Source organism: Polaromonas sp., assembly GCF_013817205.1.
GTDB lineage: Bacteria > Pseudomonadota > Gammaproteobacteria > Burkholderiales > Burkholderiaceae_C > Polaromonas.
The window spans coordinates 1-23,883 of record NZ_JACDDD010000030.1 but is presented as its reverse complement, the minus strand read 5'-3'; the positions used below and the strand labels follow the sequence as shown (position 1 = coordinate 23,883).

25 protein-coding genes and 1 pseudogene are annotated in these 23,883 nt (G+C 64.2%); 20 read left to right on the top strand and 6 right to left on the bottom strand.

What is annotated here, in order from left to right; translation table 11 throughout:
* Positions 1–27: 27 nt before the first annotated feature.
* The 5 genes from H0W47_RS09050 to H0W47_RS09030 all read right to left on the bottom strand — a co-directional run bounded on the left by H0W47_RS09050 (position 28) and on the right by H0W47_RS09030 (position 2,828).
* A complete protein-coding gene (locus H0W47_RS09050) occupies positions 28–558 on the bottom strand; it encodes a F0F1 ATP synthase subunit delta (RefSeq protein ID WP_296923404.1) in 531 nt (176 codons plus the stop codon).
* Between the two features lie 22 nt (positions 559–580).
* Positions 581–1,051 (bottom strand): F0F1 ATP synthase subunit B, encoded by a 471-nt coding sequence (locus H0W47_RS09045; RefSeq protein ID WP_296923402.1) that lies wholly within the window; start codon positions 1,049–1,051, stop codon positions 581–583.
* A 73-nt stretch (positions 1,052–1,124) separates the two neighbouring features.
* Positions 1,125–1,391 carry a F0F1 ATP synthase subunit C gene (gene atpE, locus H0W47_RS09040; protein ID WP_174575471.1) on the bottom strand — a complete coding sequence of 89 codons (267 nt, stop codon included), beginning with the start codon at positions 1,389–1,391 and terminating at the stop codon, positions 1,125–1,127.
* Between the two features lie 54 nt (positions 1,392–1,445).
* Positions 1,446–2,324 (bottom strand): F0F1 ATP synthase subunit A, encoded by an 879-nt coding sequence (gene atpB / locus H0W47_RS09035; RefSeq protein WP_296923400.1) that lies wholly within the window; start codon positions 2,322–2,324, stop codon positions 1,446–1,448.
* A 12-nt stretch (positions 2,325–2,336) separates the two neighbouring features.
* Positions 2,337–2,828 (bottom strand): ATP synthase subunit I, encoded by a 492-nt coding sequence (locus H0W47_RS09030; RefSeq protein ID WP_296923396.1) that lies wholly within the window; start codon positions 2,826–2,828, stop codon positions 2,337–2,339.
* Between the two features lie 251 nt (positions 2,829–3,079).
* Here H0W47_RS09030 and H0W47_RS09025 point away from each other — a divergent pair, with 251 nt between their 5' ends.
* The 12 genes and pseudogenes from H0W47_RS09025 (at position 3,080) to H0W47_RS08970 (ending at position 11,872) form a co-directional block, all read left to right on the top strand.
* Positions 3,080–3,526 carry a CopD family protein gene (locus H0W47_RS09025; RefSeq protein ID WP_296923393.1) on the top strand — a complete coding sequence of 149 codons (447 nt, stop codon included), beginning with the start codon at positions 3,080–3,082 and terminating at the stop codon, positions 3,524–3,526.
* A gap of 150 nt (positions 3,527–3,676) precedes the next feature.
* Positions 3,677–4,186 (top strand): DUF2062 domain-containing protein, encoded by a 510-nt coding sequence (locus H0W47_RS09020; RefSeq protein ID WP_296923390.1) that lies wholly within the window; start codon positions 3,677–3,679, stop codon positions 4,184–4,186.
* Positions 4,187–4,229: 43 nt separating this feature from the next.
* Positions 4,230–5,129, top strand: a complete 900-nt coding sequence (locus H0W47_RS09015; RefSeq protein WP_296923386.1) for a D-amino acid aminotransferase — start codon at positions 4,230–4,232, stop codon at positions 5,127–5,129.
* Complete coding sequence (locus H0W47_RS09010; protein ID WP_296923384.1) at positions 5,126–5,419, top strand: DUF493 family protein; 294 nt, start codon at positions 5,126–5,128, stop codon at positions 5,417–5,419. Before H0W47_RS09015 ends, H0W47_RS09010 begins: the two co-directional genes overlap by 4 nt.
* An 18-nt stretch (positions 5,420–5,437) precedes the next feature.
* A complete protein-coding gene (lipB, locus tag H0W47_RS09005) occupies positions 5,438–6,160 on the top strand; it encodes a lipoyl(octanoyl) transferase LipB (RefSeq protein WP_296923381.1) in 723 nt (240 codons plus the stop codon).
* 23 nt (positions 6,161–6,183) lie between these two features.
* The gene (lipA, locus tag H0W47_RS09000; protein ID WP_296923378.1) at positions 6,184–7,176 is read left to right on the top strand and encodes a lipoyl synthase; all 993 of its coding nucleotides are present in this window, start codon (positions 6,184–6,186) and stop codon (positions 7,174–7,176) included.
* On the top strand, positions 7,148–7,867 hold the full coding sequence (locus H0W47_RS08995; RefSeq protein ID WP_296923375.1) for an AraC family transcriptional regulator: 720 nt from the start codon (positions 7,148–7,150) through the stop codon (positions 7,865–7,867). The genes lipA and H0W47_RS08995 overlap by 29 nt, the downstream gene beginning before the upstream one ends.
* 79 nt (positions 7,868–7,946) lie before the next feature.
* Entirely contained in the window at positions 7,947–8,786 is an 840-nt protein-coding gene (locus H0W47_RS08990; RefSeq protein WP_296923372.1) for a DMT family transporter, read from the top strand.
* Positions 8,787–8,920: 134 nt separating this feature from the next.
* Positions 8,921–9,382 (top strand): Spy/CpxP family protein refolding chaperone, encoded by a 462-nt coding sequence (locus H0W47_RS08985; protein WP_296923369.1) that lies wholly within the window; start codon positions 8,921–8,923, stop codon positions 9,380–9,382.
* Positions 9,375–9,845 (top strand): DUF4260 domain-containing protein, encoded by a 471-nt coding sequence (locus tag H0W47_RS08980; protein WP_296923366.1) that lies wholly within the window; start codon positions 9,375–9,377, stop codon positions 9,843–9,845. The genes H0W47_RS08985 and H0W47_RS08980 overlap by 8 nt, the downstream gene beginning before the upstream one ends.
* A 28-nt stretch (positions 9,846–9,873) precedes the next feature.
* A pseudogene (locus H0W47_RS08975) lies at positions 9,874–10,547 on the top strand (response regulator transcription factor).
* Positions 10,544–11,872, top strand: coding sequence for a HAMP domain-containing sensor histidine kinase (locus H0W47_RS08970; protein ID WP_296923364.1), 1,329 nt, complete (start codon positions 10,544–10,546; stop codon positions 11,870–11,872). The pseudogene H0W47_RS08975 and the gene H0W47_RS08970 overlap by 4 nt, the downstream one beginning before the upstream one ends.
* A gap of 85 nt (positions 11,873–11,957) precedes the next feature.
* Here H0W47_RS08970 and H0W47_RS08965 read toward each other — a convergent pair whose 3' ends face one another.
* Positions 11,958–13,595, bottom strand: coding sequence for a B12-binding domain-containing radical SAM protein (locus H0W47_RS08965; RefSeq protein WP_296923361.1), 1,638 nt, complete (start codon positions 13,593–13,595; stop codon positions 11,958–11,960).
* A 17-nt stretch (positions 13,596–13,612) separates the two neighbouring features.
* On the opposite strand from H0W47_RS08965, the gene H0W47_RS08960 reads away from it, so the two are divergent.
* From H0W47_RS08960 to priA, 8 genes are all read left to right on the top strand, one after another.
* Positions 13,613–14,386: an alanyl-tRNA editing protein gene (locus H0W47_RS08960; protein WP_296923359.1), complete on the top strand. Its 774-nt coding sequence runs from the start codon at positions 13,613–13,615 to the stop codon at positions 14,384–14,386.
* Between the two features lie 75 nt (positions 14,387–14,461).
* Complete coding sequence (locus tag H0W47_RS08955) at positions 14,462–16,615, top strand: thioredoxin family protein (protein WP_296923356.1); 2,154 nt, start codon at positions 14,462–14,464, stop codon at positions 16,613–16,615.
* A gap of 26 nt (positions 16,616–16,641) precedes the next feature.
* Complete coding sequence (locus tag H0W47_RS08950; protein ID WP_296923353.1) at positions 16,642–17,286, top strand: thioredoxin family protein; 645 nt, start codon at positions 16,642–16,644, stop codon at positions 17,284–17,286.
* 5 nt (positions 17,287–17,291) lie between these two features.
* Entirely contained in the window at positions 17,292–17,732 is a 441-nt protein-coding gene (locus tag H0W47_RS08945; RefSeq protein ID WP_296923350.1) for a CoA-binding protein, read from the top strand.
* A 53-nt stretch (positions 17,733–17,785) separates the two neighbouring features.
* Positions 17,786–18,541, top strand: coding sequence for a hypothetical protein (locus H0W47_RS08940; RefSeq protein WP_296923347.1), 756 nt, complete (start codon positions 17,786–17,788; stop codon positions 18,539–18,541).
* Between the two features lie 47 nt (positions 18,542–18,588).
* Positions 18,589–19,929 (top strand): methyltransferase, encoded by a 1,341-nt coding sequence (locus H0W47_RS08935; RefSeq protein ID WP_296923344.1) that lies wholly within the window; start codon positions 18,589–18,591, stop codon positions 19,927–19,929.
* Between the two features lie 147 nt (positions 19,930–20,076).
* The gene (gene hemE / locus H0W47_RS08930; protein WP_296923341.1) at positions 20,077–21,177 is read left to right on the top strand and encodes a uroporphyrinogen decarboxylase; all 1,101 of its coding nucleotides are present in this window, start codon (positions 20,077–20,079) and stop codon (positions 21,175–21,177) included.
* A gap of 354 nt (positions 21,178–21,531) precedes the next feature.
* Positions 21,532–23,763 (top strand): primosomal protein N', encoded by a 2,232-nt coding sequence (gene priA, locus H0W47_RS08925; protein ID WP_296923338.1) that lies wholly within the window; start codon positions 21,532–21,534, stop codon positions 23,761–23,763.
* Positions 23,764–23,883: the final 120 nt, after the last annotated feature.

The window sequence follows — 23,883 nt, the reverse complement described above, 5'->3', positions numbered from 1 at the left end:
AAAACTTCAGGACTTGCACTCGGCAGATCAGGAAATCAGTGCCGCTTTCATTTGCTCTAAACGGGCTTTAATCGAAGTGTCCAGCACCTCGTCACCCACCACGACTCGTACGCCGCCTATCAGTTCGGGCTCCAGCTCGACCTTGAGGTTGAGCTTGCGACCAAAGCGTTTTTCCAGCGTTGCCGCCAGACCGGCCAGCGCAGCGCCGTCCAGCGCAAAGGCGCTGTACACGGTGGCGTCGGACGAGCCGGTTTTTGTATTTTTAAGCACCCTGAACTGGCTGGCGATTTCCGGCAACACGCTGATGCGCCCGTTGTCGATCACAGCGCGCAGGAAGTTCTTGGCAGCCTCGTGCAGTTTGCTCTTGGCAACGCCGGAAATCACCTCAAACGTCTGCGCCGAAGTCACGCTGGGGTTGCCCGCGTACTGCTGCAGCTGCACATTGGAAGCTATCGCGGCCAGCTCGTCGAGCCAGGCTGCAGTGCCGTCAAGATCTCCACCGGCGGCCTTGAACAGCGCTTCAGCGTAGGGACGGGCAATGGTGGCTAGTTCGGCCATGGTGATGCTCGCTTCGATTCAGTCAAAGTTCAGTCTTCAGGCGGCCCAGCAAGTCAGCATGCACACCGGCATTGACTTCCTTGCGCAGGATCTGCTCAGCACCCTTGACAGCCAGTGCGGCAACCTGCTCGCGCAGGGTTTCACGGGCCTTGACGGTCTGCTGCTCAGCTTCAACCCTGGCTGCGGCGATGATCTTGCTGCCTTCTTCGGTGGCCCTGGCCTTGGCTTCTTCAATCATGGCCTGCGCACGACGCTCGGCTTCAGCCAGACGCAGTGCGGACTCGTTGCGCGACTTGGCCAGCTCTTCTTCCACGCGCTTGTTGGCGACGGAGAGTTCGGATTTGGCCTTGTCGGCAGCAGCCAGACCGTCGGCGATCTTGCCGGCACGCTCGTCCAGGGCAGCCGTGATGGGCGGCCAGACAAACTTCATCGTGAACCAGACCAGAATCCCGAACACGATCAGCTGGATTATTAAGGTACCTGTAATGCTCACTGCTCATCCTTTCCCCAAGGGCCCGGCCAGAAGCCAGCCCGAAGGAATGACATTTTTAAGATTAGATGAAGGCTTACTTGGGCAGGTTGGCGATTTGAGCCAGGAACGGGTTGGCCGTGGCGAACCACAGGGCAATACCGGTACCGATAATGAAAGCCGCGTCGATCAGACCGGCCAGCAGGAACATCTTGGTTTGCAGCTCGCCCATCAGTTCAGGCTGGCGCGCAGCTGCTTCGAGGTATTTGCTGCCCATGATGCCGATGCCGATACAGGCGCCAACTGCGCCGAGGCCGATGATGAGGCCGGCGGCCAGAGCGACAAAACTAATAACTTCCATGATGACTCCTTAGGACTAGGTTGCGAGAGAAAAAAGAAAAGGAAACGAAAACTTGGATCAGTGGTGATCGTGGGCCTGGCCGATATAAACCAGCGTCAGCATCATGAACACAAAGGCCTGCAGCGTGATGATCAGGATGTGGAAGATCGCCCAGGCGGTACCGGCGATGACGTGGCCGATGGCTAATGCAATGCCGGTCCCCAGCGAAACCGAAGCAATGGCGCCGCCCATCAGCGCAATTAGCATAAAAATCAGTTCGCCAGCGTACATATTGCCAAACAGTCGCATGCCATGCGATACCGTCTTGGCGACAAACTCGATAATCTGCATCAGGAAGTTGAAAGGGTAGAGCGCCCAGTGGTTGCCGAAGGGCGCGGTGAACAACTCGTGGATCCAGCCGCCAAAACCCTTGATCTTGACGTTGTAGACCAGGCAGGTCAGCAACACACCCAGCGACAGGCCCATGGTGACCGAGAGGTCGGCAGTGGGCACAACGCGCATGTAAGCATGGTGCGGATCAAGGCCGGCGGTGCCGTAGATCCCGGCCCAGATGACCGGCAGCAGATCCACCGGCAACAAATCCATGGCATTCATCAGGAAAATCCAGACAAACACGGTCAGTGCCAGCGGCGCGACCAGCTTGCGGCTCTCGGCATTATGAACAATGCCCTTGGCCTGTGAATCAACCATTTCAACAAGCAGCTCGACAGCCGCCTGGAAACGGCCAGGGACGCCGGAAGTGGCCTTGCGGGCCGCCTTCCAGAGGAGGAAACAGCCAAGGATGCCCAACACAATGCTGAAAAAAGCGGAATCCAGGTTGACAACAGTCAGATCAAAAGGGCCAACCAGCTCCTTATTGCGCCAATGCGTCAGATGGTGAATGATGTATTCACCGGCCGTCGGGCCCCCTTGTCCTGCAGCGTTCTCAGCAGCCATTTATTGCTCGCCTCAAAGTTTTTTATGCCTGGCCGCCAGAAACAGCGCGAACCAGGACACTTTCATTGTCACCACCAGGCCGACCAACATGATCGGCCAGCTCAGCATCGAAACCAGCCTTGGCGCCGCAAACAGCATTGCCAGCGTCAAGGCGACCTTGACCATTTCCCACAAAAAGAATCCGGCCACAGCCGTGCCCGGATTCATTGACCAAACCTTGCCAGTCAATCCGCGCGCAAAAAGCGCTGCAGGAATAACCACCGCCAGCGACCCATAAAGGGCAGACCAGCCAGCGCTTGACCTTCCGGTCAGCAGCCATGCCAGCAAGGCCACCAGAACCCCCGCCACAAACTGGCCTGCCAGTACGTGCCAGAGCGAGACTTGCGGGTGGCTTTTTCGAAACTGCTGCGCTTCTTCGCGCGTCAGCGTCTTGAAATCGTCCCGTTCCGTCTCATCTCCATCACCGGAGGCTCTCACCACCCGGTTAACCGCTGCATCTGTCATCTTGGTCACCACAAGTTACGCGGTCGGTACACAGCCGGTTATTAGCAAAGCCCTTGATTATACGTAGAAACCCGCCCACCCTCCAAATTCCCCTGCCGCTTGCTGTGGTGATCACTCAGACCGCGAGGCGAGTGCCCTGTAAGCGTCACTTGCAGGCGACAATTGCAGTATCCCGCGCGACACCCGGCGAAGCGGCGCGATATTCCTGCTTCGCTGGCGGCTTACTGTGCGCATATTTCCAAAGGACCTGCATGCCCGCCCTGATGAAATTCCTCCATATTGCCTCCGCCATCGTGTGGCTTGGCGGCATCAGCTTTATGCTGTTTGCGCTGCGTCCGGCCGCTACCGCGCAGCTGGCCCCGCCCCAACGCCTGCCACTGATCGCCGGCGTGTTGCAAAACTTCTTCAAATGGGTCTGGCTGTCCATAGTCCTGCTGCTGCTGACTGGTTTGGCCATGTTGATGGCCGTCGGCATGAAAAACGCGCCCGTCGGCTGGCACCTGATGCTCGGCATCGGCCTGGTGATGTTCGCGCTCTTCGGTCACCTCTTCTTCGGCCCGTTTCGCCGACTCAAACTCGCGGTGGCCGCGGCCGACTGGCCCGAAAGCGGCAAGCGCGTCGGGCAGATCGCGATGCTGGCCGGTCTGAACCTTGGCCTGGGTGCGCTGGCCATTGCGGCTGTCATCTTTCTGGCCTGATGCAAACCTGGACCTGTTACCAATGACCCCTGGCGACTTCCGGCCCCTGCCCTACAGACTGCCTAGTCCATGACGCAGCGCAAGCCCCCTCACACGCCCGCTGGAAACAAAAAACAGCCAGGCCACTGGAGTGATCGTTTCACCCAGGGCGTGAGCCGCGAAACGCTGGCCGCCCACCCGTGGCTCAAGCCGCTGGCGCACCACCTGCAGGAACCCGGCCTCTGGCATCTGCAACACGAGGCCGTGGCCCGCGGCGTCGCTATCGGCATGTTCTGGGCTTTTGCCCTGCCGGTGGCGCAAATCCTGGTGGCCGCTGTGCACTGTGTCTGGTGGCGCGGCAACATTCCAGTGGCTGCCGGCGCCACGCTGATCACTAACCCCTTCACCATTGGCTTCTGGCTCTGGTTGGCCTACAAGTTGGGCAGCCTGATACTGGGCGTTTCCCCACAGGAGGCGGCTGCCGGCGACGCGGTGCTGGATGCGGCCGCCGCCAGTGCCGGCTTTGATCCAATGGCCTGGCTGCAGCGTTTCGGCTGGCCGGCGGTGCTGGGCATGGCGATTTTTTCAGTGGGCGGCTCCGTTGGCGGCTACCTGCTGGTCAAGCTGTTCTGGCGCTGGCGCGTCTGGTTCAAGCGGCGCGTGCTGCGTCACGGCAAATAGAGGCTGCGCGACAATAGCCGCAGCACCTCCACGACCTTCCAAGATGACACCTTCACCCACCCTTTTGCCCGACACTCCCTGCTACCTCAACGGTGAAATCACCGCACTCAGGGACGCGAAGATCAGCGTCATGGACCGCGGTTTCATCTTCGGTGACGGTGTGTACGAAGTGGTCCCGGTGTACGGCGGCAAGCCTTTCCGGTTTGCCCAGCACATGGTGCGCCTGGACCGCAGCCTGGCCGAATTGCGCATCACCAACCCGATGGACCACGCGCAGTGGCATGCAATAGTGACCCAACTGGTAGGCGCCTACGCCCTGTCGCAGAACAGCACCCCCGAGACCATCGACCAGTTGGTCTATATCCAGATCACACGCGGCGTGGCGCTGCGCGACCACGTGATGCCGCCCGACCTGGCGCCCACGGTTTTTGTGATGGCCAGCACCATGAAGCCGCCGACACCGGAGCAGCGCGCGAACGGCGTGGCTTGCGTCACGGCTGACGACTTCCGCTGGAGCAAGGCGCATATCAAGTCCACCAGCTTGCTGGGGGCCGTGTTTGCGCGCCAGATCAGCGCCGACGCTGGCGCCCTGGAAACCGTGATGTTTCGGGGTGACTTTCTCAGCGAGGCCGCCGCCTCCAATGTCTGGGTTGTCAAAGGCGGCAAGGTGTTGGGCCCGCCCCGGGACAACCTGGTACTCGAGGGCATCCGTTACAGCCTGATCGAGGGCATCTGCCACGATGCGGGCATCCCCTTCGAGTTGCGCCGGGTCAGCCGCGAAGAAGTGCTGGCTGCCGACGAACTGCTGCTGTCCTCGGCCACCAAGGAAGTGCTGGCCATCACCACGCTGGACGGCCTGCCCGTCGGCAGCGGCAAGCCCGGCCCCGTCTACGCCCAGCTTCATGCCGCCTACCAGCGCGCCAAACAGGGCCCCACCGCATGAGCTTGCCCACCCCGCCCCCTGACATTCCGCGCCAGGAATCGCTGATCGAGTACCCCTCGCAGTTCCCCATCAAGGTGATGGGCGTGAAGGTCGACGGACTGGTGCACGCCATCAGCATGATCGCGCGCGAGTTCGACCCGGCCTTCGACGCTTCCACCATCGAGCTGCGCGAAAGCAAGGGGGGCAAGTACCTGGGCGTCACCGTCACGGTCACCGCCACCAGCCGCGAACAGCTTGACGAGCTGTACCGCACGCTGAGCACGCATCCGATGGTCAAGGTGGTGCTCTAAGCACGTAAGCGCCAACCCATGCAGGCAGATGTGGAGATCCGGCAACTCGGGCAGGTCGATTACCTGCCCACCTGGCAGGCCATGCACGCTTTCACCGCTGCACGCAGTCGCAGCTCCGAACTTTCAAGCCAAATCGACCTCCAGCCCCCGACAGACGGGCGTGACCAGCTATGGATTTGTGAGCATGCTCCGGTCTACACCCAGGGCCTGGCCGGCAAGCCTGACCACGTGCTGAATCCGGGCACCATCCCCGTGGTGCAGACGGACCGTGGCGGCCAGGTCACCTACCACGGTCCCGGGCAGGTGGTGGCTTACCCGCTGCTGGACCTCAAGCGCGCCGGTTACTACGTCAAGGAATATGTCTACCGCATCGAGGAGTCCGTGATCCGCACGCTGGCCCACTTCGGCGTGACCGGTCACCGCGTCGGCGGATCGCCCGGCATCTATGTCCGCCTGGACGAACCCGGCTCACACGCAGCGCTGACGGGCCCGCGCAACCCGCTGGACCCCTTTCGCGGCCTCGGCAAGATAGCCGCGCTGGGCATCAAGGTCAGCCGGCAGTACAGCTACCACGGCTTGGCACTGAATGTTGCGATGGACCTGGAACCCTTTTCCCGTATCAACCCCTGCGGCTACGCCGGGCTGCAAACCACAGACCTTTCTACAATCGGGGTATCGGCAAGCTGGCAGGAGGCGGCCGATGTTCTGAGCCAAAAGCTCGTGACCTATCTGGCGCCCTGAAACAACCCCAAGGCAAAACACCCATGAGCACCCCTGAAGTCGTCCGTGAAATCCAGAGCCAGGAAAACTACAACCCGCTGGCCAAGCAGAAGGCAGCGGCCAAGTTGTCGCGCATCCCGGTCAAGGTGGTGCAGGGCGAAGTACTGAAAAAGCCGGAATGGATTCGCGTCAAGGCCGGCAGCCCGAGCACGCGTTTTTACGAGATCAAGCAGATCCTGCGCGAGAACAAGCTCAACACCGTCTGCGAAGAAGCCTCCTGCCCGAACATCGGCGAATGTTTCGGCAAGGGTACGGCAACTTTCATGATCATGGGCGACAAGTGCACGCGCCGCTGCCCGTTTTGCGACGTCGGCCACGGCCGGCCCGACCCGCTGGATGTGAACGAGCCGCTGAACCTGGCCAAAACCATTGCCGCCCTCAAGCTCAAATACGTGGTCATCACCAGTGTGGACCGCGACGACCTGCGCGACGGCGGCAGCGGCCATTTTGTCGAATGTATTCGCAAGACGCGCGAGCTGTCACCCGGCACGACGATTGAAATCCTGGTGCCTGACTTCCGCGGCCGCGACGACCGCGCGCTCGACATCCTGAAAGCCGCGCCGCCCGACGTGATGAACCACAACCTGGAAACCGCGCCGCGCCTGTACAAGGAAGCGCGTCCCGGCTCAGACTACGCTTTCAGCCTCAACCTGCTTAAAAAATTCAAAGCGCTGCACCCCGATGTGCCGACCAAAAGCGGCATCATGGTCGGCCTGGGTGAAACGGATGAAGAGATCCTGCAAGTGATGCGCGACATGCGCGCGCACAACATCAACATGCTGACCATCGGCCAGTACCTCGCACCGTCAACCAGCCACCTGCCGGTGCGGCGTTACGTGCATCCGGACACCTTCAAGATGTTCGAAGCTGAAGCGTACAAGATGGGCTTTACCCACGCCGCTGTCGGCGCCATGGTGCGCAGCAGCTACCACGCCGACCAGCAGGCCCATGCCGCCGGCGTGTCCGACGCCGTCTGACATGGCCACGCCGCAGGGCTTGCTGTCGCTACGTCATTACGGCGCCTCGCACGGCAGCCACGCGCACGCGCATTTCCAGGTGTTGCTTGGCCTGGACGGCGTGCTGGAGCTGGAAGTCCAGGGCCGCAGCCAGCGCATCGCCGCTGGTCAGGGTTGCGTGATTGCCCCCGGCGAACGCCACGACTTCGAAGCCCGCAGCGGCAGCCGCTGCCTGGTCCTCGACACCGCACAAACCGTTTGGGCGAATTGCCCGGCCCAGCCCGCACACGCAGCGCAGGCCCTGGCACTGGCTCGGTACCTGACGCAGGCCCTGCAGCAAAAAAGCGGCTTGGCGCAGCACTACGGCCCGCTGCTGCTGCTTGATGCGTGGCGAGCAGCCAGCACCGCGCCCAAACGCTACGCACGGCCCATCGACTGGGACCAACTCGCCACATGGGTCGGCCACCACCTGCACCAGCCACTGACCGTGGCGCAACTGGCGCAGCAGGTTTTTCTGAGCCCTTCGCGTTTTGCCGAACGCTGCAGGTGCGAAACCGGGCTCAGCGCCATGCAGTGGCTGCGCAGCCAGCGGCTGGCACTCGCCCTTGAGTTACGTGACAGCGGCACGAGCGTGGTGAACACCGCGCTGCGCTGCGGCTACCAGTCGCCGTCGGCGCTGACGGCCGCACTGCGCCGCTTGTGGCCGCACTGAACACACCGACCGTTGGCTGGCGACGGTTCGCCCGCCTTGCGCGACGATGGCGCACGCGGCACGCGACTATGCTTGCGTCATGCCAGCCAATCTGTATGCCTTGGGGGCCATCGCCCTGTGGGCCAGCCTCGCCTCGCTGGGCGTGTCGCTGCGCCACGTCCCGCCCTTCCTGCTGACCGGCATTGCCCTGCTGGTCGGCAGCCTGCTCGCGCTACCCTTTGTGCTCAGGGACACCCGGCAATGGCGCATACCCGCCAGCACGCTGCTGCTCGGGGTTTACGGTCTGTTCGGGTTTCACTTCCTGCTGTTCGTCGCGCTGCGCCAAGCGCCCGCAGTGGAAGCCAATCTGGTCAACTATCTGTGGCCGCTGTTCATGGTGGTGCTGGCGCCGCTGTTCCTCAAAAACATGCGCTTGCGAGGCGCCCATGTGGCGGCCGGGATGCTGGGGTTTGCCGGTGCGGCTATCGCCATCCTCGGCGCGCGGGACGGCGCGGCAGGCGGAGGCTGGCACTGGGGCTACCTGCCGGCACTCGCCTCGGCCTTTATCTGGGCCAGTTATTCGCTACTGACACAACGTGTCGCCTCCTTCCCGACCGCCGCCATCGGCCTGTTCGGCCTGGTGTCGGGGGTGTTGTCTCTGCTGTGCCACTGGTGGCTGGAACCGACCACCGCTCTGACCGCCCGCGACTGGGCCCTGCTCGCGGTGATGGGCCTGGGGCCGCTGGGCGCGGCATTTTTCCTCTGGGACAAGGCGCTCAAGCTCGGTGATGCGCGGCAGATTGGCATCCTGAGTTACCTGACGCCGTTGTGTTCCACCGCCTTGTTGATGCTGGTGAGCGGGCGGTCCCTGAGCTGGAGCATTGCTCTGGCCGCAGCGATGATCATCGGGGCGGCGGTGTTGGGCACAAGAGCGAAATAGTTTCGCCCGCTCTTCGCCATCACGCTGCTGCTGCGATCGAAACAAACCGAAACACGCCGCAACCCCCACGACAACATCCAGGCGCCCTCGAGCGGCACGATACAAGCCTCACTCACTCATTCGCAAGGCGCACCATGAAACGTTTTATCAAAAGAACCCTGCTCGGCCTGTTCGGCGGGGCGCTGATCATCGGCAGTCTGGGTGCGTGTTCGCACCGCGGTCAGGGCTGGCAGTCGGGGGCCGAGGCTTCGCCAGAGTCGCGTGCGCGCATGGTCGAGAAAGTCGGTGCAAAGCTGGACCTGGACGCTGCGCAGAAACAAAAACTCACGGTGCTGGCCGACAAACTGCAGACCCAGCGCGCTGCCCTGCGCGGTGCGCAGGACCCGCGTGCTACGGTGCAGGGCCTGTTTGCCGGCAACAAGCTGGACCAGGCCGGTGCCAGCAAGCTGATCACCGAAAAAGCCGCGGCGCTGCAAGCCGGCAGTCCCGAGGTGATCGCCGCTGCCGCCGATTTCTTCGACAACCTGCGGCCCGAGCAACAACAAAAAGTGCGCGAGTTCATGCAGCGGGGCAGCCGCTGGGGCCACCGTGGCTAGGGCGATTGCTTTCGGCGCCGCGGGTGCGCGTGCGGTGCGTATCGCCACAGCGCGTGAGCGGGCCGCGCCTGCGCTGAACGCAGGCAGCGCAGGCGGTGGCGTGCGTACGTTGCTGCGCATGGAAGGCCTCGCCGTGCTGGCACTGGCGACGGCGGCGTATGCGCAGTTTGGCGCGGGCTGGGGCTGGTTCGCGCTGCTGTTCCTGCTGCCTGACCTGTCCTTCCTCGCTTACCTGGCCGGCCCACGCGTCGGGGCAGCGGCATACAACGCCGCACACTCCTACGTCCTGCCCGTGATGCTGCTGGCGATGGGCGTGCTGGGCACCGCGCCTGCGGTGCTGGCCGTCGCGCTGGTCTGGTTTGCACACATCGGTTTTGACCGGGCGCTGGGTTACGGTTTGAAGTACGCCTCCGGCTTTCGTCAGACTCACCTCGGGCCCATCGGCCGCGCCGACCCGTGGTGAGCGCGGCAAAGCTTCTTATGATGTCCGCATGCCCCGCATCCTGCTGATCGACGACGACGAACACCTGGCCGCGCCGCTGGCGGCCTACCTTGCGCGTTTCGGGCTGATGCTCGACAGCGCGCTGCGCCCCGGCCAGGGCTTGGCGATGCTGAAGGCCACGACTTACGACGCGGCCATTCTCGATGTGATGTTGCCGGAGATGGATGGTTTTGCCCTGTGCCGCGAAATCCGCAAGGGCAGCGACATTCCGATCGTGATGCTGACCGCACGCGGCGACGTGATGGACCGTGTGGTCGGGCTCGAACCTGGCGCCGACGACTACCTGCCCAAACCCTTCGAGCCGCGCGAACTGGTGGCGCGCCTGCAAACGATTTTGCGGCGCCAGCGCAGCGGGCCGGCCAGCGCCGCGAGTTCCATGGCCTGTCGATCGATCTTGAAACCCGCGAGGTGCGCCGCGCCGGCGAACTCATCGAGCTGACCGGCACCGAGTTTGAACTACTGGCGCTGCTGGCCGCCGAACCCGGCAAGGTGTTCAGCCGCGACGACATCCTGAACCACCTGCGGGGCCACGAGGCAGATCTCTACACGCGCGCGGTCGACATCGTGGTCAGCAGCCTGCGCAAAAAGCTCGAACCGCTGGACTGCGTCAAGACCTTGCGCAATGCCGGCTATGCGCTGGCGGTCGGCAAGGCGGCGCCGTGAAAGTCGCACCCACGCCGGCACCACGCCCATGGCGGCACCGCTGGCGGCATTCGCTGCGGCTGCGCCTGATCACTGTGTTTGTGCTGCTGGCGCTGGCCATGGGCGCGGTCTTCATGGGCGGCATGCAGCGCGCGCTCAGCGGCGGCTGGCGCGATGCGGCACGCCCCATCGTGACCGACTACATGGACCGGCTAGCGGCCGACATCGGCAACCCGCCCGACATCGCGCGGGCGCAGGCGCTGGTGGACCGCCTGCCAATTTCGGTGCGCATCAGCGGACCTGCCGTGAACTGGGACTCGCACGCGGACCGGCCGCGGCGTGGCTGGCTGGACGACAAAAACGAACGACTGGACCGGCACGAGCCGCACGGCGCGGACTGGCGCAGCCGCCGCACCGCAGACGGCCACCGCGTGACCTTTGGTCTTGGCACCCTGCCCTGGCAGCGCGAACCCGGCGGCATTGGCTGGATCACGCTGGCGCTGCTCCTGAGCCTGGTGCTGGCGGCCTATGCCTATGTGCGGCGCCTGCTGCGCCCCCTGGACGACATCCGCGAGGGGGCAGAACGTTTCGGCCGCGGCGCCTTCGACCAGCCGATCCCGCTGCGCCGTCGCGACGAACTGGGGGATCTGGCCCAGCGCATCAACACCATGGCGCATGACATTGAAGGCATGCTGGACGCCAAGCGCGGGCTGCTGCTGGCGCTGAGCCACGAGTTGCGTTCGCCGCTGACCCGCGCGCGACTCAATGCCGAGCTGTTGCCTGCCGCAGCGGATGCGCCGGGCGGTGCGGAACGTGCGGCACTGCTGCGCGATCTCGGCGAGATGCGCGACCTGATCAGCGATCTGCTGGAAAGCGAGCGCCTAGCCAGCCCGCATGCCGCGCTGCAGCGCGAGCCGGTGGACTTGGCCGCGCTGCTGCGCGAGACCGCAGGCGAGGTGGCCGGCGCAGATGCCGTCGAACTCGACATCGCGCCCGGCCTGCCGCTGCTGTCGCTGGACCGCACCCGCGTGCGCCTGCTGATCCGCAACTTGCTCGACAACGCGCTGCATTACAGCGCGGGCGCCGCGCGCCCGCCGCGCGTCAGCTTGCTGCCGCAGGGCGGTGGCGTGCTGCTCGACGTGCGTGATTTCGGTCCGGGGGTGGGCGAGGCCCAGCTGGCGCACCTGACCGAGCCGTTTTACCGCACCGACAGCGCCCGCCAGCGCGCCACCGGCGGCGTCGGCCTGGGCATGTATTTGTGCCGGCTGGTCGCGCAGGCGCACGGCACGCGGCTTGACCTGCGCCATGCGGCGCCTGGTCTGGGCGTCAGCGTGCTATGGAAATAATAGCTACCCTCGCTTGCTGTTAAAGGGCTGAGGGCCGATTTCATTGAAAATTGCAAAAGGGGCAGGGTGATGCCCGAAGCACGCGCTACGCCGCCGCAGCGGCTTTCTGCATCTCTTCGCGCAAGGCCTGCTGCTGGCCCAGATGCCGGCCCTGCCGCTCCGTCCGGGCCTTCTCTTCGGGCAGGCCCGACGCCCTCTGCGCCCCGGCCAGCAGCGTGGCCAGGCACTGGGGCCGCCCGCGCGCACCGCTGGCCTGGTAGTCCGCCATCAGCGCCGCCGCCACCTGCGCCGAATCCAGCGCGCGCACCTGCGTCAGGTGCGCAAACAACAGGTCCACCAGTTTTTCCAGCGCAAATTCATGGGTCTTGCCGGTGGTCTGCCAGAGCCAGTCACTGAACGCCAGGAAGTTGCCAAAGGCCGAACCGGGCGAGAGCAGCAGCGACAGGCCCTGCGAAAACCTCCCCGAATTGGCGACCATTTCCCAATAACGCGCAAAGCGCTTGATGCGCTGCATGGCGGCGAAGTCCACGGTGGAATTCTGCAGTATGGTGTAAGGCGTCTGTGGGTCATAGACCATGGCAAAACCAGCGGTGTGCCGCGTAATCGGCGTGCCGCGCAGGCGCTTGAGCACACCGAACTGGATTTCGTGCGGCGCCAAACCATGCAGCCGGTCAAAACCTTGGGCAAAACTTTCCAGCGTTTCGCCGGGCAGGCCGAAGATCAGGTCGGCATGCACATGCGCCCGGCTCTGCCCGACCAGCCAGCGCAGGTTGTCGGCGGTCTTGCCGTTGTCCTGTTGGCGCGAGATGCGTTGCTGCACCTCGGGGTTAAAGCTCTGGATGCCGACCTCAAACTGCAGCGCGCCGGCAGGAAACTGCGCAATCAGTTCCTTGAGCCGGTCCGGCAGGCTGTCGGGCACGACCTCGAAATGCACAAACACATCGGGCGCCTCGGCGATGCGGTCCAGAAAGAACTGCAGGATGCGCACCGAGTTGGCGATTTTCAGGTTGAAGGTGCGGTCCACAAACTTGAAGTTGCGCGCGCCACGGCGGTACAACGCGTCCATCTCGGCCATGAAGCCGTCCAGCTCGAAGGCCCAGGCGGTTTTATCTAGTGAACTCAGGCAAAACTCGCACTTGAACGGGCAGCCGCGTGAAGCCTCGACATACAGCAGGCGCTGCGCCAGGTCCTCCGCTGTGTATTCGTTGTAAGGCAGGGCCAGCTCGGCTAGCGGCGGCTGCTCGCCCGCGATCACCTTCATCAGTGGCTGCGGACCATCGAGCAACGCGAGGCACAATTTCGGAAAACTCACATCGCCCCAGCCGGTGACCACATGGTCGGCCAGCCGGCAGATCTCCTGCTGCTCCACCTCAAAGCTGACCTCGGGTCCGCCCAGCACAATGCTGATGTCGGGCCGCAGGGCTTTGAGCAGACGCACCAGTTGCGTGGTCTCAACCACATTCCAGATGTACACGCCCAGACCGATCACCTCGGGCTGCAAGGCCAGCAGGTCTTCCACCATACGCGTGGCGGGCTGGCCAATGACGAACTCGCGCAGCTGCGTCTGCGCGCGCAGGCCGGCGCCGCCGTGCCTGTCCATGTTGGCAAGCAGGCAGCGCAGGCCCAGCGAAGCGTGGATGTATTTGGCGTTGAGTGTGGCCAGCACGATGCGCGCACCGCTTCCCGGGGCAGGGGCGGCAGGCTGGTGCAGGGCGCGGTTCATGCCGGTATTATCAAACCATGACGCAAACCCTGTTCCGCGACGACGCTTACCTGCGCGAATGCACGGCCACAATCACAGCCATCAGCGAGCAGGGCCTGGTGCTGGACCGCACGGTGTTTTACCCGCTGGGCGGCGGTCAGGCCGGCGATGCCGGGGTGCTGGTGCTGGCCGACGGGCGCGAGGTCGTCATTGCCGATACCCGCAAAGGCAAAGACGACGAAGGCAAATTCACCGAGGCGATCTGCCACCTGCCCGCCCTGCCGGATCCAGCCACGTCGGTGCTGGCCTTCCTCATGAGTGCCGGCTTGAAAACCGGTGATGTCGTGACCGCCCGCGTAGACTGGGCGCGTCGCCACCGGCTTATGCGCTTTCACACCACCACCCACCTGCTGTGCCACCTGGTGCCGCAACTGGTCAACGGCTGCTCGATCACGCCCGACTATGCGCGGCTGGACTTCAGCATGACGGACCCGCTGGACAAAGACCTGCTGACAGCCGGCATTGCCCAACTGGTGGCCGCGGCACACCCGCTGATGGTCGGCAGCATCAGCGACGCCGAACTCGACGCCAACCCCGCGCTGGTCAAAAGCATGAGTGTGCAGCCACCGCGTGGCAGCGGCCAGGTGCGCACCATACGCATAGGTGGCCCGGGGCCGGAACAGATGATTGACTTGCAGCCCTGCGGCGGCACCCATGTGGCCAACACCGCCGAAATTGGGGCGGTGATCGTGACCAAAATCGAGAAAAAAAGCGCGACCACGCGGCGTGTGGTGCTGGGTTTTGCCGCCTGAGACGCCGCGCAGGTGCCCATCCCACGGCCCGGCCCCACAGGAACTAAAGGGGCAAGCCCCGCTCACACCATGATCATGTTTTTTCAACGCTTTTTGGCTGCTATTAGTTTAATAGCTGCTTGCGCCCTGCCGACGGGGGCTACAGCCCAATTCAGCCTTAAAAACCAGGCGTCGACCGGTGCTAGCGTGGTGACCGACCAGGTGCGCGCCGAATTGCTGGCCTGGGCGCCCGATGGCGTGCAAGCCGGCCAGCCGCTGTGGGTCGGCCTGCAGCTCGCGCACATCCCCGAGTGGCACACCTACTGGAAAAACTCCGGCGATTCCGGCCTTCCGACGCAGCTCGAATGGACACTGCCTGCAGGCATCACCGCCGGCGAGATCGCTTGGCCCACACCCAAAAAGATTCCCATAGGCAACCTCGCCAACTACGGCTACGAAGGCACGGTGCTGCTGCCGGTGCCGCTTACGGTGGCGCCCGGCTTCAGCGCCAGCCAGCTCGAGATCAAGCTCAAGGCGGCCTGGCTGGTCTGCAAAAAGGAATGCATTCCACAGGAAGGCGATTTTGTCCTGACAATTCCGGCCCGCAGTTCGACCGGTCTGAGCAGCAGCGCCTTTACTGCAGCCTTTGCCGCCAGCCCCAAAGCGCTGGAGGCTGCTGGCAGCAGAATTGACGTGCAGGCCCAGGCCATCAAGGTCTCGCTTGCGAGTCTCCCGGCCAGCCTGCAGGGCAAGACGCTGGATTTTTTCCCCGAGACCGGTGGCGTGATCGAACCGGGCGCCGCCTGGCAGCAGGCCTGGCAGGGCGCGGTCTGGACGGCGCAAGTGCCACTGTCCGCCCAGCGCTCGGAGAGCCCGAAGCGGATGCCAGTGGTGGTGGCTTCGGGTGACACCGCCTGGCGCATAGATACACCAGTGCAAGGCGCCTGGCCGGCCGTTGCCGCACCGGCCACGATGTCACCGGCGCTCGAAGCCGCCCTCAAGGCCAATGCTGCGCTTGGCGCGGCTCCTGCGGTCAGAAGCGATGCCCCACTGGGCCTGCTGGCAGCCTTGCTAGGCGCGCTGCTGGGCGGGCTGATCCTGAATCTGATGCCCTGCGTGTTCCCAGTGCTGGCGATCAAGGTGGTGGGTTTTGCGCAGCAGCACAAGCAGAAAGCGCGCTTGGCCGGCGGGCTGGCTTACACCGCAGGCGTGTTGCTGTCATTCATCGCACTGGGCGCGCTGCTGCTGGGCCTGCGCGCTGCGGGTGAGCAGCTCGGCTGGGGTTTCCAGCTGCAAAGCCCGGCGGTGGTTGCGGCGCTGGCCGCGCTGTTCACGCTGATCGGCCTGAATCTGGCGGGCTTGTTCGAGTTTGGCAGTTTTCTGCCCAGCCGCGTCGCCAGCTTTCAGGCCGGCAACCCGACGGCGAACTCGTTTCTTACAGGCGTGCTGGCGACGGCGATTGCCTCGCCCTGCACCGCGCCCTTCATGGGCGCTTCACTCGGCTTTGCCCTGGGTCTGCCGGCCTGGCAGGCGCTGGCGGTGTTTGCCGCCATCGGTCTGGGCATGGCTTTACCCTACCTGGCGGCCAGCGCCGTGCCCGCCGTCGCGCGCGCGCTACCGCGCCCCGGCCCGTGGATGGATACCTTCCGCCGATTGATGGCTTTCCCGATGTTTGCCACCGTGGCGTGGCTGGTCTGGGTGCTGGGCCAGCAAAGCGGCATCGACGGCGCCGGCGCCTTGCTGGCGCTGCTGGTGTTGATGGCGCTGGTGTTGTGGTCGCTGACCCTTCGGGGCCGGGCGCGGCTTGTGCTTGCTACGTTTTCAATAGCGCTTGGCGCAGCAGGGCTGTGGGCTATGGGCCAAAATGTCATCAGACCCCTGGACAGTGCGGCCGTGGCCGGCGCGCCCCTGGAACGCTGGCAGGCCTGGGAGCCGGGCCGGGTCGAGCAACTCACGGCTCAGGGCCAGAGTGTGTTTGTGGACTTCACCGCGGCCTGGTGCGTGACCTGCCAGTACAACAAGAAAACCACACTGTCCGACATCGCTGTGCTGGCCGACATCGACGCCAAAAAAGTGGTCTTGCTGCGCGCCGACTGGACCCGCCGCGACCCGGCGGTGACGGCAGCACTGGCGCAACTGGGCCGCAGCGGCGTCCCGGTGTATGTGATTTACAAGCCCGGCAGCGCGCCTGTGGTGCTGTCGGAGATTCTGTCGGTTGATGATGTACGGGCCGAACTGGCCAAACTGTGACGTCTTTTCTTCAAGGAGTGCTTACCATGTCGAATTCCCCGCTTCCCCTCGCCCTGAGCCGCCGCGCGTTTTCGGCGTCATTGCTCGCCGCGCCGTGGGCGTTGTCGCTCACCACCCCCGCTATTGCCGCCGCCAGCGTCGGCCAGGCGGCACCGGATTTTTCGGCCACCGACACATCGGGCCAGACCCGCAAGCTCAGTGACTACAAGGGCAAGCTGGTGGTGCTGGAGTGGACCAACCCGGGCTGCCCGTTTGTGCAAAAGCACTACAGCGGCAATATGCAGTCGCTGCAGAAGGAGTTTGGCAGCAAGGGGGTGGTCTGGCTGGCCATCAACTCGACCGAAACCGGCAGCGGCGACTACCTGACGCCGGCCAAACTCGCCAGCTGGCTGGGCGAGAAGCAGGCCGCACCCACCGCCACACTGATGGACGAGTCCGGCAAAATCGGCCAGCTCTACGGCGCCAGAACCACGCCGCACATGTACATCGTCAGCCCGCAGGGACAGCTGATTTACGCCGGCGGCATCGACAGCATTGCCTCGGCGCGGGTGGACGACATCAAAACCGCCACCAACTATGTGCGCCAGGGGCTCAATGAGGCGCTGGGCGGCAAGCCGCTCAGCATGGCGTCCAGTCGGGCCTACGGCTGCTCCATCAAGTACAAGGCCTGAGCGGTATGGACACTTTGGTACCGGCAGAGACCATGCCGCACATCCTGAACCATTGCCACACGATTGCAATCGTGGGGCTGTCGGACCAGCCACACCGCCCCAGCTTCGATGTGGCGCGTTACATGCAGGCGCAGGGTTACCGCATCATCCCCATCAACCCCAACGTCGCCCAGGTGCTGGGTGAAAAGGCCTATGCCTCGCTGACAGATGCCGCGAAACACGAGGTCATCGACCTGGTGAGCTGCTTTCGCAACAGCGCCGATATTCCACCCGTGGTGGACGAAGCCATCGCCATCGGTGCCAAAGCGATATGGATGCAGCTGGACATCTCTCATCCGGAGGCTGCCACGAAAGCGCAGGCGGCCGGCCTGCTGGTGGTGCAGGACCACTGCATCAAGATCGACCACCGCGTCCTGATGTCGCGCGGCCTGCTGAACACCGCTTGAGCCTGCAGGCCCCGATAGCTTGCGCCAGCAGGCTTCTTTGGGATAATTGCCGCATGCCCCCGCGCCGGCCCGTCCTTCACTTTTTTTTGCGTCCGTCCTGCGCTGTCTTGCCCCTGCTGCTGGCCGCTTGCTCGACGCAGGGGCCGGCTACGGTGCACCGTGGCGAGGCCCAGGTCGCACCGATGACGTCCGGCGAGATCGCGCAGTCGGACCTCAACCGCATGGCCACTTTGGGCATGCGCGACAACCTTGACAGCCTGTACCGCCTGCTCGACAAGCTGTACCGGCGCAACCCGGCCGAATGGCGCAAGACTGGCAGCGCCAGCCGCGAGGCCGCCATCCAGGGCGTGCGCAGCGCCATCGAAAACCGCACGCCCTGGCCCGAGCTGCAGGGCAAGCGTGATATTGCAGCGCTGTCGCTGGCGCTCAGCCCCGAGTTCCGCGGTGACCGGGTTGCCGCCTTTGTGGTTGCCAGCGCCGACATGCTGATCACCGCACACAACGGCAAAACGACTTTTTATCTGCTCGACGGCCTGGACGCGCAACACATCTACAACGCCGCGCGCAATGTCGAGTCCGCTGTCTGGCTGCTGGCGACGCGACGCAACGCAGCGGGCCAGCCGCTGCTGCTGGCCGATGAAATATCCGAGCGCGAGCGCAACCTGAGCTTCGAGCGCGAGTTCGGCAAAATCGTCGGCCGTCTCGACCTGCTGTCCGGGGTGTTGACCGAAAAATACCGGCGCGCCGTGATCACCTATGTGCAGAACCTCGCTGGCGCGTCTTTTCTGCAGTTCCTGCCGGTGAGGTAAAAGAGATGAGTTGTCTCAACTGAGGCGGCGACGGAGACAATACGCTTTTGCCATTTGTTCCCCCGGAAGCCGCCATGCCAGACAACTACCTGCCCGAGGTTCGCCATCAGTACGAGGCTCTGCCTTATCCGCCCTGTGATCCGCAGGACGACCATCACCGTCTGGCGCAGACATGGCTGGAAGACCTGCCCATGATCAACCACTACTGCTTTGCAGGAAAGCAATCCTTCAGGCAGGGATTCCGGGCACTGGTGGCGGGTGGCGGCACGGGCGATGCCAGCATTTTTCTGGCCGAGCAGTTGCGCGGGACCAATGCCCAGGTGGTGCATCTCGACATGAGCGCCGCCAGCATCGCGCTGGCCCAGGAACGCGCGCGCATCCGCAGCCTGACCAACATCAGCTGGGTCCACGACTCGCTGCTCAACCTTCCCGGGCTCGGGCTCGCGCCGTTTGACTACATCAACTGCAGCGGGGTACTGCATCACCTGGCCGACCCTGATCTGGGTTTGCGCGCCTTGCTTGGCGTACTCAGGACCGATGAGCAGCCCGGCAGCCTGGGGCTGATGGTGTATGCCAGTACCGGCCGCACCGGCGTGTACCAGATGCAGTCCCTGCTGCGCATGGTCAATGGCACCGAAACCGACGCCCAGCGAAAGATCAGCACTGCCCGCGCGCTGCTGGCCAGCCTGCCGCCCGGCAACTGGTTCCTGCGCGGCGAAGACCTGCACCACGATCACCGTATGGGCGATGCCGGTCTGTATGACCTGCTGCTGCATTCACAGGACCGGTCGTACTCCGTCGGCGAGCTGATCGACTGGCTGGGGGATGGCCCCGGGGGCCATGGCTTTCACCTGAGCTTCAGCGATGTGCAGCGCGGGCGGGCGCCGTATCAGCCGCACATGGTGCTGGGGCGCCAGCCCCCGCCGTTTATCGAGGCGTTGCGCAGGCTGCCGCAGCGGCAGCAATACGAAATGGCCGAACTGATGATCGGCGACATCATCACCCACTCGTTTTATGCCACCCGGCACGCTGGCACCATCGCGCCTTACGGTGACCCCGCCTACATCCCGTTTTTCTTTCACGAACCCCTGACAGGCGACGTGGCGGCGCAAGTGTTTGGCAGCAGCGGCGGCCAGCCCTTCAGGCTTTCTCACCAGCACTCCGGTGTGTCGTTGATGGTCAATCCGGGCCAATACGGCGCGCGCATCCTGCGGCTGATCGACGGCGAGCGGAGTTTTGGCGAAATTTTTGCGCAACTCCGCGCAGAGGACGCTGCCAGCGCTGTGATTGCCGACGATGCAACCTTGTTTGCTGATTTCAAGGACTGTTACGACACCCTGAATGCGCTGGAACGCCTGCTGCTCAAACACCCCCAGTCCCTGGCCTGACCGATTTTCGGCCGATGCGCGGTGCCAGGGGGAAGCGTCAACAAGGATTTTTTGCTGCTGGTCTCGACAAACCGCACGCTGGCGGCGTTCTGCAAGGGCCTCTATCGGGCGACCGACGGGATGCTGCACACCTGAGACAATCAGCCCATGTTTGCACCCCTCCAAAACGACACCTTTTTGCGCGCCTGCCTGCGCCAGGCCACCGACTACACCCCCGTCTGGCTGATGCGCCAGGCCGGGCGTTATCTGCCGGAGTACCGCGCCAGCCGCGCCAAGGCTGGCAGCTTCATGGGCCTGGCGACGTCGCCAGACTACGCCACCGAAGTCACGCTGCAGCCGCTGGAGCGTTACCCGCTGGACGCGGCCATCCTGTTTTCCGACATCCTGACCGTCCCGGACGCCATGGGACTGGGCCTGTCATTTGCGCAGGGCGAGGGGCCGCGTTTTGCGACCCCGGTGCGCGACGAAGCCGCCGTGGCCAAACTCGAAGTGCCCGACATGGAAGAGCTGCGTTACGTCTTCAACGCCGTCACCGCCATCCGCAAGGCACTGAACGGCCGGGTGCCACTGATCGGCTTTTCCGGCAGCCCCTGGACGCTGGCCTGCTACATGGTCGAAGGCGCCGGCTCCGACGACTACCGCCTGGTCAAGACCATGCTGTACCAGCGCCCTGACCTGATGCACACCATGCTGGCGATCAACGCCGACGCCGTCGCCGCCTACCTCAACGCCCAGATCGAGGCCGGCGCCCAGGCGGTGATGATTTTCGACAGCTGGGGCGGCGTGCTGGCCGACGCGGCCTTCCAGACCTTCAGCCTGGCCTACACCCAGCGCGTGCTGAGCCAGCTCAAACGCAGCCATGAGGGCGTGATCATTCCGCGCCTAGTGTTCACCAAGGGTGGCGGGCTGTGGCTGGAGCAGATGGCCGGACTCGACTGCGAGGTGTTGGGGCTGGACTGGACCGTGAACCTGGCCCAGGCGCGCGCGCGGGTCGGCGCCCGCATGGCGCTGCAGGGCAACTTGGACCCGAACGTGCTGTTTGCCCAGCCGGCACAGATCGAGAAGGAAGTGGCGGCCGTGCTGGACAGCTTTGGCCTGCCGCATGCGGATCTGAGCAGCAGCGGCCCCACCCATATCTTCAACCTCGGCCACGGCATCAGCCAGCACACCCCGCCGGAAAGCGTAGAAGTGCTGGTGCGTGCAGTGCATGCACACTCGCGAAGGATGCGCACCGGGACGCCGCATTAGGCCTTTGCGCCCCGCCCGTTAACACAAAACGGGGCGGTGGAGGCAAGACTTATTCACAAAATTGGTGCTGCGGTGCGACATGACCAGGGTCAAGAAGCTGGTTCCGCTATCAAACCCATAGCGCTGCTAAGTCCTTGATTTATATAGCTTCTTCAAATTGCTTTTTTTCCGGGCAATTTAAGCAAAGCCTTGATTTACAAGGCCCCGACGGGACCCAAGGCAATCTATCAACAAAGTTATCCACAGAAACTCTGGATCAGCTTCAAAGTAGTTTGAAATCAAGCACTTACAGCGTCTTCCGAAAATGTATCTGAGTACTTACGAATTTTTACGCTCTGACCAGCCGGCCCGACCATGAGCTGCTGGTTAGGCGTTGTTGTTGCTACCCCGGCCCACAGCAATGTGGCTGGTGCGCTGACCTACGCCTGCGAATCGCCTCTGGCACCGGGCACTCTGGTGCGCGTGCCCTTGGGCAAACGCGAGGTGTTGGGCGTGGTCTGGGAGGTCTTGCCAGACAGCGGTGATCTGCAGCCCGCACAAGCCCGCGCCGTGCTGGGCGCGCTGGATGGCCTAGCGCCGCTGTCAGAGACGTGGCGGCGGCTGGTGGCGTTTACCGCCAGTTATTACCAGCGCTCGATCGGCGAGGTGGCCCTGGCCGCGCTGCCACCGCAGCTGCGCGAACTGAGCACGGTGCAGCTCGCACGCCGGTTGAAACGCCCGCTGGCGGCTTTTCCGGACACCCCGGAAACCACTGATTTGATAGCACTCAGCCCAGAACAGGCAAGGGCTATCGCCGAATTTGATGCCGATACCCGGCCGGCGCTGCTGTTTGGCGCGACCGGCAGCGGAAAAACCGAGGTCTACCTGCGCGCCGCCGCCCGGGTGCTGGCGCAGGCCCCGACCGCCCAGGTGCTGGTGATGGTGCCCGAGATCAACCTGACGCCACAACTGCAGGCGCGTTTCGAGGAGCGTTTTGCCCACCTCGGCAAGGCCCAGGTGGTGGCGCTGCACAGCGGCCTGACACCGGCGCAGCGCCTGAAAAGCTGGCTGGCCGCCCACGCCGGCCAGGCCCGGCTGGTGCTGGGCACCCGCATGGCGATATTTGCCTCGCTGCCCAATTTGCGCCTGATCGTCGTCGATGAGGAGCACGACCCCAGTTACAAGCAGCAGGAAGGCGCGCGTTATTCGGCACGTGACTTGGCGGTTTACCGCGCGATGATCGAAAGCTCGCCGGGCCACGCGGCGGAAAGCGTGGAACATGCAGGCAAGCCGGCTGGGATTTGCCGCGTGCTTCTCGGTTCCGCCACACCCTCCCTGGAAAGCTGGCAAGCCACGGTCACAGGTCGCTATCAGCGCCTGACCATGGCCGAACGCATTGGCGCCAGCGACGGTTCCACCGCCGGGCCGCCCCAAGGTGGAACGGCCCCCTCGGGGGGCAGCGACGGACACGCAGTGCCGAGCGTGGGGGCTATCCACGGCAGCTTGCCCAAAGTGCGCCTGGTGGACATGAGCCACCAGCCCAAACGCTGCACGATTGCGCCGCCGCTGCTGGACGCCATTGCCCAGCGCATCGCGCGCGGCGAGCAGTCGCTGATTTTCCTGAACCGGCGCGGTTATGCGCCGGTGCTGGCCTGCCACGACTGCGGCTGGAAAAGCGAATGCCCGCACTGCAGCGCCTACCGCGTCTTCCACAAGCTGGACCGCACCCTGCGCTGCCACCACTGCGGCTTCACCGAGCGGGTGCCGCGCGCCTGCCCGTCTTGCGGCAACATCGACATCGCGCCTATCGGCAAAGGCACGGAAAGGCTGGAGGAACACATTGCCGAGTTGCTGGCAGGAGTGACGCGGCCGGACGGCAGCCCACTGCATAACTCGGTGAGGATTGCCCGCATCGACGCCGACACCACGCGTCTCAAGGGTGCGCTCGAGTCGCAGCTGGCCAGCGTGCACGCGCGCGAGGTCGATGTGCTGGTCGGCACGCAGATGATTGCCAAGGGCCACGACTTTCGCCACATTACGCTGGTCGCAGCCATCAATCCGGACGGCGCGCTGTTCTCCAGCGACTTCCGTGCGCCCGAGCGGCTGTTCGGCCTGTTGATGCAGGCGGCCGGCCGCGCCGGGCGCGATGCCGAACGCGGCGAAGCCAGCGAGATGTGGGTGCAGACCTTTCATCCGCAGCACCCGCTGTTTGCGGCTTTGAAAAAACACGACTACCCGGCCTTTGCCGCGCAGGAGCTGAAAGAACGCGAAGCCGCCGGCATGTCGCCCTTCGGCTTTTCAGCGCTGGTGCGCGCGGAAGCGCGGGATCAGGCAGTGGCCCAGGGCTTTCTCAACGCCGCCGCTGCCGCCGCGCAGGCGCAGCAACTGCCGGGCGGGGAAGCCGTCACACCCTACCCCGCTGTGCCCATGACGATACAGCGCGTGGCCAATATCGAACGCGCACAAATGCTGGTGGAAAGCCCGTCACGCGCGGCGTTGCAGCGTTTCCTCGCCGCCTGGCAGCCGCTGCTGCACCAGACACGGCAGGAAGCGGAGTTCAAGAGCCTGATCCGCTGGGCGATTGATGTGGACCCGCTGGCGATTTAAAGGACTAGGGAAGGTCTGCATAACCCCCGCCGCAGCGAGAGTTGCTAGTCAAGAGTTCACAACATGAAACCGGCACAGTGTTCGAGCCGGTTTTCTGGCGATGCTGGCCCGAGTCTGCGT